This window comes from Gammaproteobacteria bacterium (assembly GCA_032250735.1).
In the GTDB taxonomy this organism is placed as follows: Bacteria; Pseudomonadota; Gammaproteobacteria; order SZUA-152; family SZUA-152; genus SZUA-152.
On the sequence record JAVVEP010000019.1, the window covers coordinates 1 to 12,710 of the forward strand.

Here is a 12,710-nt window from a genome sequence, read left to right on the forward strand (position 1 = left end):
CCCGCGACCCCCGGCGTGACAGGCCGGTATTCTAACCAACTGAACTACCACTCCCCAACATAAACCTGATTCCCTAATTAACTTCAAGCTATTAACGTTTAATTTATAGCCAAAGCCAATTAAAGCAATGGTGGGTGCTGAGGGACTTGAACCCCCGACATTCGCCGTGTAAAGGCGACGCTCTCCCAACTGAGCTAAGCACCCCCAGGAGAGCGCGCTAGTTTACGGCATCCTTCAGCGCTTTACCAGCCTTAAAGACAGGATTTTTTGAGGCCTTGATTTCAATGGCTTCGCCGGTACGCGGGTTGCGGCCGGTGCGGGCTGCGCGATCCTTCACACTGAAGGTACCAAAACCGATCATGGCAACCTGGTCCCCATTTTTTAAGGCGCCGGTAATAGCTGCGACTAAACCGTCAACAGCACGACTGGCGGCGGCTTTGGAAATATCTGCACTGTCTGCAACGGCATCGATCAATTCTGCTTTGTTCACGTTAGAACACCTCTCTGTGTAGTTTTTCTATGGCTTTATTAGGAGTTGCGAGTCGTCTCGCAAAAAAACACCGCCTGCACGTTATTATTATCCAGGCGGCTGATGTGTGTCGCCACGTTTTATACCAATGGCGGTTCACCTGTGTCAAGGATTGTGCGGCATTTGGGCCCAATTCACCAGCCTTTTCCGGCAAATCACTCCTCCAAAAATAATAGCGACCGACCAAAAAAAAGCCGCCACCGGAAAATTCCGGGGCGGCATTTCAAATCAGAAATGGTGATTAATGCGTCTGGATGGTTTTGCGTTTCGGCGCTTTGCGTGTCGGTGGCACCTTGGCGCCGGGTTTACCCTGCGGCAACGGTTCCGGCATATGTTGCAAGGCCACCTGTAGCACCTCATCGATCCAGCGCACCGGCCGAATATCGAGATCCTGCTTGATATTCTTGGGAATATCCGCCAAATCACGTGTATTTTCGAACGGTATCAGCACCGTTTTGATGCCGCCACGGTGTGCCGCCAACAGCTTTTCCTTCAGGCCGCCGATGGGCAAAACTTCACCACGAAGGGTGATTTCTCCGGTCATCGCGACATCGGCACGCACGGGTATTTCCGTCAACACCGAGACCAGCGCCGTGCACATGCCCACACCGGCACTCGGGCCATCTTTCGGCACGGCACCTTCCGGCACGTGGATATGGATATCGCTCTCGGTATAAAACTCCGGGTCCAGGCCCAGGGTTTTGACGCGGCTCCGCACCACGCTCATCGCGGCCTGGACGGATTCTTTCATCACATCGCCCAGCTGACCGGTCACGCTGTGTTTGCCCTTACCTGGCATCTTCACGGCTTCGATGGTCAGCAGTTCGCCACCCACTTCGGTCCAGGCAAGGCCTGTGACCTGACCGATCTGATCGGTCTCTTCGGCACTGCCAAAGCGGAACCGTCGCACCCCTAGAAACTTTTCAAGGTTGCGAGAAGTCACGTTAATTTTTTTGGTCTTAGGCTCCAACAAAATTTGTTTGACGACCTTGCGACACAGCTTTGAAATTTCGCGTTCCAGCCCGCGCACACCCGCTTCACGGGTGTAATAGCGAATAATATCGCGGATCGCAGGCTCATTAATGTGAATCTCGCTTTCTTTCAGGCCCGTTTGCTCAACCTGCTTGCTCACTAGATAACGCTCGGCGATATTGACCTTTTCGTCTTCGGTGTAACCGGCAAGTCGAATCACTTCCATTCGATCCAGCAATGGTCCAGGAATGTTAAGTGAGTTCGCGGTGGCCACAAACATCACGTCCGACAGGTCGTAATCGACTTCCAGATAGTGATCATTGAAGCTGTTGTTTTGCTCTGGATCGAGCACCTCCAGCAGGGCGGAGGCCGGGTCGCCACGGAAATCCATGGCCATTTTGTCGAGCTCATCCAGCAGATACAGTGGATTACGCGTTTCAACCTTGGCCAGATTTTGCACAATCTTGCCCGGCATCGCGCCGATATAGGTGCGCCGATGACCGCGGATCTCGGCCTCGTCACGCACACCACCCAGAGACATGCGAATAAATTTGCGATTGGTCGCACGCGCAATGGATTTACCCAACGAGGTCTTGCCCACACCGGGAGGTCCCACCAGACACAGAATGGGTCCTTTCACTTTTTTCGCACGCTGCTGCACGGCAAGGTACTCGAGAATACGTTCTTTTACCTTCTCCAGGCCATAGTGATCCGCTTCCAGCACTTCCATTGCCCTGGCGAGGTCGTGCCGCACCTTGGTCCGCTTCTTCCACGGCACATTGACCAACCAGTCGATATAATTTCTGACCACGGATGCTTCTGCCGACATCGGCGACATCATGCGCAGTTTTGACAATTCCGCATCGGCCTTTTCACGGGCCTCTTTGGACATGCCGGCCTTTTCAATCTTGCTGGCCAGTTCATCCAGTTCATTATGGCCATCATCCATATCACCCAGCTCTTTCTGGATGGCCTTCATCTGCTCGTTGAGATAATACTCGCGCTGGCTTTTTTCCATCTGGCGTTTGACGCGGCCACGAATGCGCTTTTCGACCTGCAACAGATCGATCTCCGCCTCCATCAGCGCGATGATATGTTCAAGACGTTCGCGCATGTCATCAATTTCGAGAATAGCCTGCTTCTCCTCGATTTTCAGTGACATGTGCGCGGCGATGGTGTCGGCAAGACGGCCCGGCTCTTCGATACCGGCCAATGACGACAGAATCTCTGGCGGGACTTTTTTACTGAGTTTCACGTACTGGTCAAACTGTGCAAGCACAGAGCGCATCAGCACCTCGCTTTCACGTTCATCCAGTCCTTCGCTTTCGTTACCCAGCAGGCTGACCTGCGCCTGGAAATAGTCTTCGGTGCCCAGGTAATTCAACACCTTGGCGCGCTCGCTACCCTCGACCAGCACCTTGATGGTGCCATCGGGCAATTTCAACAGCTGCAGGATATTGGCAACCGTGCCGGTACGATAAAGATCATCGGGCTCAGGGTCGTCCTGTGAGGCGCTCTTTTGGGCGGCGAGCAGGATCTGCTTGTCATCTTCCATGGCGGCCTCAAGGGCGTTAATGGATTTGTCACGCCCCACAAACAGGGGGATGACCATGTAGGGATAGACCACTACATCACGCAGCGGCAGGACAGGCATGATCTGCGGCTGATCGTTGATTACATCTGAAGTTTTGTCTTTGTCCGACATTTCGGGCATCCCTCGAGTGGCATATATGAGCCGAGTATGGCACGTACCTATCAAGTCGGCAGAAATCGCGCCGGCCTTTAGTTTAATAAAGTTCAATAACAATCTTAGGGCTCTGCCCCCCGACTTCAAGGCTTGAGTCGATATTTGATTACTTATATGTACATAAATGCCGCATACGAGTGGGTTTCAGGGGAGGCAAAATAGAAAAAAGCCGGGAAAACCCGGCTTTTATAATAAAAATCTATGACATTCAGCCCGTTAGAGGCAGTTTGTCTAGTCGGAAGCAGCCCGATGCTGCTCGCCCCCCTCATAGATCAGCAGAGGTTTCGATTTAGCATTAATCACATCGGCATCAATGATGGCCTTGCTCAAACCTTCCAGAGTTGGCAGGTCATACATGGTATCCAGAAGAATCTTTTCCAGGATGGAGCGTAAGCCACGCGCGCCGGTCTTCCGTTCCATGGCCTTTTTTGCCACGGCATGCAGGGCCTCGTCACGGAATTCCAGTTCGCAATCTTCCATTTCAAACAATTTGGCATATTGCTTGGTAATCGCATTTTTTGGCTCGGTCAAAATCCGTACCAGCGCATCCTCATCCAGTTCTTTCAAGGTCGCAATAACCGGCAGACGACCGACAAATTCCGGAATCAGGCCATAGCGGGTGAGATCTTCCGGCGCCACATCTTCAAGAACCTCACCAATACTTTTCTGATTGGCTTTGCTCTGTACCACGGCCGAAAAACCGATGCCGCTCTTTTCGGATCGCTCACGGATCAACCGATCGAGACCATCAAAAGCGCCACCACAGATAAACAGGATATTGGCCGTGTTGACCTGCAAAAATTCCTGCTGGGGATGTTTGCGACCACCCTGTGGGGGGACCGAGGCAATGGTACCCTCGATCAGTTTCAGCAAGGCCTGCTGCACACCTTCTCCCGATACATCGCGGGTGATCGAGGGATTGTCGGACTTGCGGGAAATCTTGTCGATTTCATCAATATAAACAATGCCGGTTTGGGCCTTGTCCACATCATAATCGCATTTCTGCAGCAACTTCTGGATGATGTTTTCCACATCTTCGCCAACATAACCCGCCTCGGTGAGGGTGGTCGCATCGGCAATGGTGAATGGCACATCCAACAGTCTGGCCAGGGTCTCCGCCAACAGGGTTTTACCGCTACCGGTTGGACCGATTAGCAAAATATTACTTTTGGACAGCTCCACATCGTCTTTCTTGGTGCCTGCCTCAAGCCGCTTATAATGGTTGTAAACGGCGACCGAGAGGATTTTTTTGGCACCGGGCTGACCGATGACATATTCATCCAGTCGTTGATTGATTTCACGCGGCGTTGGAAGCTTGCTATTCCCATGACCGGCGACCTTCTCCTCCACCTCTTCGCGGATGATGTCGTTACACAGCTCAACACACTCGTCACAGACAAATACAGAAGGCCCAGCAATGAGCTTCCTGACTTCGTGCTGGCTCTTTCCGCAAAATGAGCAATACAGCAGCTTGCCGCCATCATCACCCTTGTTTTGCCTGTCGTCGCTCATGATTACCTCTGGAAATTTCTAGGGGATGGACATCCAGATGAGCCCTCACCCTTAGATAAAATATCGTCGTTAGCCGGGATTTACTTTAGCGTCACCGGGCAGACGTGGCAACCGTATTAAATATCAGTCTTTTCCGGAATGGCGCGTCGCTGCAGTACTTCATCAATTAGCCCGTAAGCCACTGATTCTTCACCACTCATGAAGTTGTCGCGATCGGTATCCTGGGAGATTTTCTCCATCGGCTGGCCGGTGTGATCCGACATGATTTTGTTCAGGCGGTCACGGATCGAGAGAATCTCCCGGGCGTGGATTTCGATATCCGTCGCCTGTCCCTGCACACCGCCCAGGGGTTGATGGATCATCAGGCGAGAATGTGGCAGACAAAAACGCTTACCCTTGGCGCCGCCGGTCATCAGTAAGGCGCCCATACTTGCGGCCTGGCCGATACACATGGTGCTCACGTCACAGCTGATGAACTGCATCGTGTCATAGATCGCCAAACCCGCCGTGACGGAGCCGCCCGGTGAGTTGATGTAAAAACTGATATCTTTATCCGGATTTTCGGATTCCAGGAACAGCATCTGCGCCACGATGACATTGGCAACGTGATCATCCACCTGCCCGACCAGAAAAATGACGCGTTCCTTAAGCAGCCGAGAATAGATGTCGTAAGAACGCTCACCACGTGCAGATTGCTCTACCACGATGGGAATCAAATTCAGGTTCTCAATCGGATTACTGACACCGGCCATCATTCCTGTTCCTGCGTAAGGCGAGTTTTTCATGGGTATGTGCAATCTCTCTTATTGGCTATTGAGTCATTAGTCTATGCAGTGGACGCACCAGGCGCCATAGATCAGCTCGCAGTCTGCCCCGGATTCATAAGAGCGTCAAATGAGATCGGTTGGTCGCTAACCTTGGCCTGCGCCAGTACGGATTCGACCGCCATCTCTTCCAGGGTGACATTTTCCAGCTCTTTCAAGCGGTCTTTGTCACTGTAATAATATTTCACCACGTCTTCGGGGCGCTCATAGGTTGAGGCCAGCTTTTCTACGGCCTCGCGCAGGCGGGCCGGCGGCACACTGATATTATTGGCCTTGATCACCTCCGAAAGGATCAGGCCCAGTGACACACGACGCCGCGCCTGAGTCTCAAATTGTGCGGGATCCACATCCTGCACCTGACCGGCGCCGGCATATTGCTGCAGGGCCTGCTGGCGTTGCTTCACCAGGGTATCGATTTCACTGTCGACCAGCGCCTTGGGCACTTCCAGCAGGTCCAGACCCATCAGACCGTCGAACACCTGTTCTTTGATGCGATTATTGATAGCCTGGTCGGCCTCACGCTGCATATTGTCGCGCACCTGCTGTTTCAGGGCAGCCAGACCGCCTTCCTTGACACCGAAATCGGCCGCGAATTCATCATTCAGCTCCGGCAGTACCGATTCTTCCACCTTACGCACGGTGGTTGCAAACGCCGCGGCCTTACCCGCCAGCTCTTTTGCATGGTAAGCCTCGGGGAAGGTCACGTTTAACGTCAGCTCCTGCCCGGCCTTGGCGCCCGTCAGCTGTTCTTCAAACCCACTAATCATGCGTCCGGCACCCAGCTCAACCGGCACCTGCTGACCTGCACCTCCAGGGAATTCCTCGCCATCGATGGAGCCAACGAAATCGATAGTCACCTGGTCGCCAGTCTTGGCGGCGCGATCCACTTCCTGCCAGGTTTTGCGTTGGGCGCGAATGGTGTCCAGCATCTTGTCGATATCGGCATCACCGATCTCCAGCACAGGACGTTCCACTTTGATTTTGTCGAAGCCTTTTAGTTCAAACTCAGGGTAAACCTCAAAGGTCGCGGTAAACTCAAAATTCTCAGTCGCATTACCGGGCTCGATCAGCGGCATGCCGGCGGGGCGCAGTTTTTCCTGCACCACGGCCTGATAAAAGCTGTTCTGCATGACTTCGCTCATGACTTCCTGGCTTACCGAACCGGCGAACTTCTTACGCACCACGCTGAACGGCACCTTGCCGGGGCGAAAACCATCAATTTTGACACGCCCAGCCAGGTCTTTCAGGCGCTTTTCGACTTCGCCATCGACGTTCTCTTTAGGCACTGTCACCGTCATCCGACGTTCCAAACCGCTGGTCGTTTCAACAGAAACTTGCATTGCTATTTCCCCACTTAAAGATGAATTCACCCAATCAGACCAACGCGAACGCTAGCCTTCATGTTATCAAAATATGGTGCCGCCCCCCGGACTCGAACCGGGACGGGTTGCCCCACCAGAACCTAAATCTGGCGTGTATACCAATTTCACCAGGGCGGCGTAATAAAAATTATAAGCGCGACTTCATATCAGTCACACCTATGGGCTCTCACGGGTTGCCCCATCAGAACCGGGTTGGGCCGAACCATGCCACCGGCCTTGAATCTGTGGTGACCCTGACCGACCCGCACTGCATTCTACCATCGCCTTGTGATGACAGAAATCGAAACCAGTGATTTTCTGTGGATCAAGCTCGCATCCACAAAAAAGCCCGGCATTTACCCTCTGGGGCATAAAGGCCGGGCTTTTGGACTGGTGGGCCATGTAGGACTTGAACCTACAACCAATTGATTAAGAGTCAACTGCTCTACCAATTGAGCTAATGGCCCAAACTGGGCACCCTGTAACTTTCCCGTACCAGGGTCAAAAACTGATGTCATTCATACCGCCTGGCGCGAATGACTTACTCATAATATATGGGGTGGACGATGGGACTCGAACCCACGACGACTGGAATCACAATCCAGGGCTCTACCAACTGAGCTACGCCCACCATCGGTCATCAAACCGGGCCGCGATTATACATTACGCGGCAATAAAATGAACACCGAGTGACGGCGAACATCTGAAAAACATGGCGCGCCCGGCAGGATTCGAACCTGCTACCCTCGGCTTAGAAGGCCGATGCTCTATCCGAATGAGCTACGGGCGCATCGTTTGGTCAACAGGTTGAACCGAGTGCCTCATGCCTACAACTTGCCTAAAACTTGCCTAAAACTTGCCTACAAAAAATGTGGTCGGGGTAGAGAGATTCGAACTCCCGACATCCTGCTCCCAAAGCAGGCGCGCTACCAGACTGCGCTATACCCCGAACTGAGGGCGGGCATTATAGCGGCAGTGTCCGACGGATGCTATCCGCAGGCGCAGACTTTTCGGTAAAATTTTTGGCCCGCGCACAATCACGACAAAAAAGGCGGGGATATTGGCGAAACAGCGAAGGCCATGCGATTATAGCGCCCCTGAAATTTCACGGCTTTACCAACCTCTGAGTCACCCATGAGCGCACATATTATTGATGGCAAGGCCATTGCCGCCGAACTTCGACAAGACATCAAGAGCCGCGTCGAGCAGCGGCTTGCCAAGGGGTTGCGCGCGCCGGGGCTGGCGGTGGTCCTGGTGGGGTCGGACCCCGCCTCACAGGTCTACGTCGACAGCAAGCGCCGCGCCTGTGAAGAGGTGGGCTTTGTCTCCGTGGCACACGATCTGCCCGCGGACACCCAGGAGGCCGCCCTGCTGGCGCTGATCGACGCACTCAATGACAATCCGGACATCGACGGTATCCTGGTGCAACTGCCCCTGCCCGCCCACATCGGTACGGAAAACGTCATCGAACGCATCCACCCCGACAAGGACGTGGACGGTTTTCACCCCTACAACGTGGGACGCCTGGCGCTACGCCAACCCGTGCTGCGTCCCTGCACCCCGCGCGGCGTCATTACCCTGCTGGAAAAGATCGGTCAGAACCTTCGCGGCATGGATGCCGTGATAGTCGGCGCCTCGAATATCGTCGGTCGGCCCATGGGCCTGGAACTGTTGCTGGCCGGCTGCACCGTGACCACCTGCCATCGTTTTACCCAGGATCTGGAGGCGCACGTCCGTCGCGCTGACTTGCTGATTGTGGCGGTCGGCAAGATCGGTATCGTCGATGCCGAATGGATCAAACCCGGTGCAGTGGTTATCGATGTGGCGATCAATCGCAATGCGGACGGCAAGCTGGTGGGCGACCTGGACTTTGAGGCCGCCCGCCAGCGTGCCGGATGGATCACCCCGGTGCCCGGTGGCGTGGGACCGATGACCGTCGCCACCCTGTTGCAGAACACGGCGGATGCCGCTGACCAGCTACACCGATAACCGGCCTAGCGCGTTAGACCTATTCCCGTCGCCAGGTGGTGCCGGCGGCGCCATCTTCCAGCACAATACCCTGTGCCGCCAGGGCGTCACGGATGCGGTCGGATTCGGCCCAGTCCTTGTGGGCGCGGGCCTGCAGGCGCTGATCGATAAGGCTCTCAATCTCGTCAGAGGACAGGCCCTGGCCTGCCGCGCCAGACCCGCCCTGTGTCTCACCCTGTAAAAATGCTTCGGGTTCACGGGTGAATAATCCCAAATAGCCACCAAGATGTTTTAATGTTCTACCCAGTTGAGCCGCCTTTTCGGGCGCTTCATTCCGCATCCGGTTTATTTCCCCTGCCAACTCGAACAACACCGCAATCGCCTTGGGGGTATTAAAATCATCATCCATGGCTTTTGCGAAGCCTATCTCATAAAAACCCTCTTCAAATTCGGCACCGACCTTATCCTCAATTAAATCAAGACCCCGTAAGGCCATATACAAAGTGGTCAGCGCCGCCCTCGCCTCATCCAGGTGTTTGTCGGAATAGTTCAGCGGGCTGCGGTAGTGGCTGTTAAGGACGAAAAACCGCACCACTTCGGGATCATAGCGTTCAAGCACCTCACGGATGGTGAAAAAATTGCCCAGCGACTTGGACATCTTTTCCTCATCGATACGCACGAAACCGTTGTGCATCCAGACATTGACGAACTTTTCGCCAGTGGCCGCCTCGCTCTGCGCGATCTCGTTTTCGTGGTGCGGAAACTGTAGATCCAGCCCGCCGCCATGAATATCAAAATGATTGCCCAGACAACAGGTCGCCATGGCCGAGCACTCGATATGCCAGCCAGGACGGCCGGCGCCCCAGGGCGAGGGCCAACTGACCGCTTCTTCGGGCTTGGCCATTTTCCACAGCACGAAGTCCAGCGGGTCATCTTTCGCCGCCACCACCTCGACACGCGCCCCGGATCGCAGGTCATCGGTATTTTTGCCCGACAACTGGCCGTAGGACGTAAACCGGGACACATCGTAATAGACGTCCCCGCCATTCGCCCCCTGATAGGCATAGCCCTTGTCCATCAGGGTCTGGATCATGGCGATGATCTCATCCATGTGCGTGGTGGCGCGGGGCTCCTCATCCGGGCGCAGCACACCCAGGGCAGCGGCATCGGCATTCATCTCATCAATAAAACGCTGCGTCAGGGCGCCGATGGCCTCGCCGTTTTCATTGGCGCGGGCGATAATTTTGTCGTCCACATCAGTGATATTGCGCACGTAGGTGACATGCCCATCGCCGAACACCTTGCGCAGATAGCGGTTCACCACGTCAAACACCACCAGCACCCGGGCGTGGCCGAGATGACAATAGTCGTACACCGTCATCCCGCAGACGTACATGCGCACGTTATTCGGGTCGATGGGCACGAAGGCCTCTTTCGTTTTGGTGAGATTGTTGTGAATCCTGAGCATGATGAGATCTACAGTTGTGGTTGGTGGCGTCAATGGCGGGCAATGGTAGCGAAATCCCCTCTTGACTACAAAGCCGGCAATTGACCACAAGGCCGCGAATCACAATGCCATGCCGCCAGGCGCAAGCGGCCGGCGGCTTTCTCGAAGGGAACAAACCCGCTAGAATTGCCGGTCACTGCGGCCGACACCCCACCGCACCCACCGAATCAAGAGGAATACATTGCATGAAAGCCCTGAATCGACTCACCCTGCTGTGCGTTTTGCTCGTTTTGTCTCTCGGCCAGGCCGGCGCAGACGACCAGCACCCGCGTGTGCGCATGGTCACCACCTTCGGTGACATCCTGCTGGAGCTGGACCGCGAAAAGGCCCCCAGAAGCGTCGAGAACTTTTTGAGTTATGTGCAGGACGGTTTTTATGACGGCACCATTTTTCACCGTGTGATCGATGGCTTCATGATCCAGGGTGGCGGCTTCACCCAGGATTTCCAAAAAAAGCCCACCCGTGCACCCGTGGAGAATGAGGCCAATAATGGGCTAAAAAATCTCAATGGCACCATCGCCATGGCGCGCACCAATGACCCCCATTCAGCGACTGCCCAATTTTTCATCAACGTGGCCAATAACGACTTCCTCGACCACCGCTCGCCGACCCCGCGCGGCTGGGGTTACGCGGTGTTCGGCAAGGTGGTCGAGGGCATGGATGTCGTCGACAAGATCCGCCGTTCGGCCACCGGCAGTGGCGGGCCCTTCCCCTCCGATGTGCCACGCACGCCGGTCATCATTGAACGCGTCACACTGGATGCCGCAATGCCTGCCGCCCCTCCGGCACCAGTGGCGCAATAATTTTCGCCCGGTCTCGTTAGCGCCATAGACATCATCACACTCAATAAGCCATACAAGGAAAAAACACATGATTCGTATGACCACCACGATGGGCATCATCGACATTGAACTCGATTTCGACAAGGCGCCCAAGAGCGCCGCCAATTTCGAGCAATATGTGAAAGACGGCCATTTCGACGGCACCATCTTTCACCGCGTGATCAACAACTTTATGATCCAGGGTGGCGGCATGCTGCCCGACATGTCCCAAAAGAAGACCCGCGCGACGATCGAGAACGAGGCCGACAACGGCCTGAAAAACGTCAAGGGCACCCTGGCCATGGCGCGCACCAACGACCCGCACTCGGCCTCCTCGCAGTTTTTTATCAATGTCGCCGACAACGCCTTTCTCGACCACACCTCACCCACGCCACAGGGCTGGGGTTATGCCGTGTTTGGCAAGGTCGTCAATGGGATGGATGTCGTTGAGAAGATAAAGGCCGTGAAGACCACCTCACGCGCCGGCCATCAGGATGTACCCGCCGAGGACATCATCATCGAAAAGGCCGAAGTGATTGACGACGAATAAGCGCCGCGGGCCTGTCTTGCCTGCGATCGCGGGTGGAAGGATCAACTGATTCAATAATTGATTCAGCTCTTGATTCAGCTCTTGATCCAAAAAGGACAGCGTACGGACGGCCATGCGCGTTAAGCCCCGCTACGTTTAACTGACCGCACAGCGCCTACAGCAAAGACCCACGATGGCCACTCTGTTTATTTCTGACCTGCATCTCACGGAGGAACGTCCCGAAATCATCGCCCTGTTTCGGACCTTTCTCCGTGAACAGGCAGCGCATGCTGAGGCCCTGTATATTCTCGGGGACCTGTTCGAGGCATGGCTGGGAGACGATGCGGTATCTGCCGGCATGCAGCCGGTGCTGGATGAACTTTCCAGGCTAACGGAAAGTGGTGTGCCGGTGTTTGTGCTGGTGGGGAATCGGGACTTTCTGATCGGTGAGCGGTTTGCAGAGATGACCGGCTGTACATTGTTGCCGGATCCCAGCGTCATCAAGCTGTACGGGACAGACACCCTGTTAATGCACGGTGACACGCTGTGCACCGACGATGTGGACTATCAGCAGTTTCGCCGCCAGGTGCGCGACCCCGCCTGGCAAGCAGCCGTGTTGGCGAAGACCATCGACGAACGCATGGCCATGGCGCGTGAGGCGCGGGCCGAAAGCACGCTCCGCACCCGGGAAAAATCCGACGCCATCATGGACGTCAACGAAAAGTCGGTACTCGAGGTTTTTCGCAGCCACGGTGTCACCCGGCTCATCCATGGACACACACACCGTCCCGCCATTCACCAGCTATGGGTGGATGAGACAGCGGTGACGCGCATTGTGCTGGGCGACTGGTACGATCAATCCAGCGTGTTATCCGTCAGTGAGGACGGTGTGGAGTTGACCAGCCCGGCACCCACACAGACCGACCAACACTGACACCGG

At 55.1% G+C, this 12,710-nt stretch carries 10 protein-coding genes and 6 tRNA genes; 4 read left to right on the plus strand and 12 right to left on the minus strand.

Annotated elements, in window-relative coordinates; all coding sequences use genetic code 11:
• Positions 1-128 precede the first annotated feature (128 nt).
• From RRB22_11115 to RRB22_11165, 11 genes are all read right to left on the minus strand, one after another.
• Positions 129-204: transfer RNA gene (locus tag RRB22_11115), tRNA-Val, on the minus strand.
• A gap of 13 nt (positions 205-217) precedes the next feature.
• On the minus strand, positions 218-490 hold the full coding sequence (locus RRB22_11120) for an HU family DNA-binding protein (GenBank protein MDT8384959.1): 273 nt from the start codon (positions 488-490) through the stop codon (positions 218-220).
• Positions 491-770: 280 nt separating this feature from the next.
• Positions 771-3,206 (minus strand): endopeptidase La, encoded by a 2,436-nt coding sequence (lon, locus tag RRB22_11125; protein ID MDT8384960.1) that lies wholly within the window; start codon positions 3,204-3,206, stop codon positions 771-773.
• A 273-nt stretch (positions 3,207-3,479) separates the two neighbouring features.
• Complete coding sequence (gene clpX, locus RRB22_11130; protein ID MDT8384961.1) at positions 3,480-4,760, minus strand: ATP-dependent Clp protease ATP-binding subunit ClpX; 1,281 nt, start codon at positions 4,758-4,760, stop codon at positions 3,480-3,482.
• Positions 4,761-4,876: 116 nt separating this feature from the next.
• Complete coding sequence (gene clpP, locus RRB22_11135; GenBank protein ID MDT8384962.1) at positions 4,877-5,512, minus strand: ATP-dependent Clp endopeptidase proteolytic subunit ClpP; 636 nt, start codon at positions 5,510-5,512, stop codon at positions 4,877-4,879.
• Positions 5,513-5,616: 104 nt separating this feature from the next.
• Entirely contained in the window at positions 5,617-6,924 is a 1,308-nt protein-coding gene (gene tig / locus RRB22_11140; protein MDT8384963.1) for a trigger factor, read from the minus strand.
• Positions 6,925-6,998: 74 nt separating this feature from the next.
• Positions 6,999-7,083 (minus strand) — tRNA-Leu (locus RRB22_11145).
• Positions 7,084-7,336: 253 nt separating this feature from the next.
• Positions 7,337-7,412 (minus strand) — tRNA-Lys (locus RRB22_11150).
• Between the two features lie 88 nt (positions 7,413-7,500).
• Positions 7,501-7,576 (minus strand) — tRNA-His (locus RRB22_11155).
• An 82-nt stretch (positions 7,577-7,658) separates the two neighbouring features.
• Positions 7,659-7,735: transfer RNA gene (locus RRB22_11160), tRNA-Arg, on the minus strand.
• An 82-nt stretch (positions 7,736-7,817) separates the two neighbouring features.
• A tRNA-Pro gene (locus RRB22_11165) sits at positions 7,818-7,894 on the minus strand.
• 185 nt (positions 7,895-8,079) lie between these two features.
• Here RRB22_11165 and folD point away from each other — a divergent pair.
• Positions 8,080-8,934 carry a bifunctional methylenetetrahydrofolate dehydrogenase/methenyltetrahydrofolate cyclohydrolase FolD gene (folD, locus tag RRB22_11170; GenBank protein MDT8384964.1) on the plus strand — a complete coding sequence of 285 codons (855 nt, stop codon included), beginning with the start codon at positions 8,080-8,082 and terminating at the stop codon, positions 8,932-8,934.
• Between the two features lie 19 nt (positions 8,935-8,953).
• Here the strand turns inward: folD and cysS are convergent, their stop codons facing one another.
• Complete coding sequence (gene cysS, locus RRB22_11175; protein ID MDT8384965.1) at positions 8,954-10,381, minus strand: cysteine--tRNA ligase; 1,428 nt, start codon at positions 10,379-10,381, stop codon at positions 8,954-8,956.
• A gap of 317 nt (positions 10,382-10,698) precedes the next feature.
• On the opposite strand from cysS, the gene RRB22_11180 reads away from it, so the two are divergent.
• From RRB22_11180 to RRB22_11190, 3 genes are all read left to right on the plus strand, one after another.
• A complete protein-coding gene (locus RRB22_11180) occupies positions 10,699-11,223 on the plus strand; it encodes a peptidylprolyl isomerase (protein MDT8384966.1) in 525 nt (174 codons plus the stop codon).
• 67 nt (positions 11,224-11,290) lie between these two features.
• Complete coding sequence (locus RRB22_11185) at positions 11,291-11,791, plus strand: peptidylprolyl isomerase (GenBank protein MDT8384967.1); 501 nt, start codon at positions 11,291-11,293, stop codon at positions 11,789-11,791.
• Positions 11,792-11,963: 172 nt separating this feature from the next.
• Positions 11,964-12,704 carry a UDP-2,3-diacylglucosamine diphosphatase gene (locus tag RRB22_11190; GenBank protein MDT8384968.1) on the plus strand — a complete coding sequence of 247 codons (741 nt, stop codon included), beginning with the start codon at positions 11,964-11,966 and terminating at the stop codon, positions 12,702-12,704.
• The last annotated feature ends 6 nt before the right edge of the window (positions 12,705-12,710 follow it).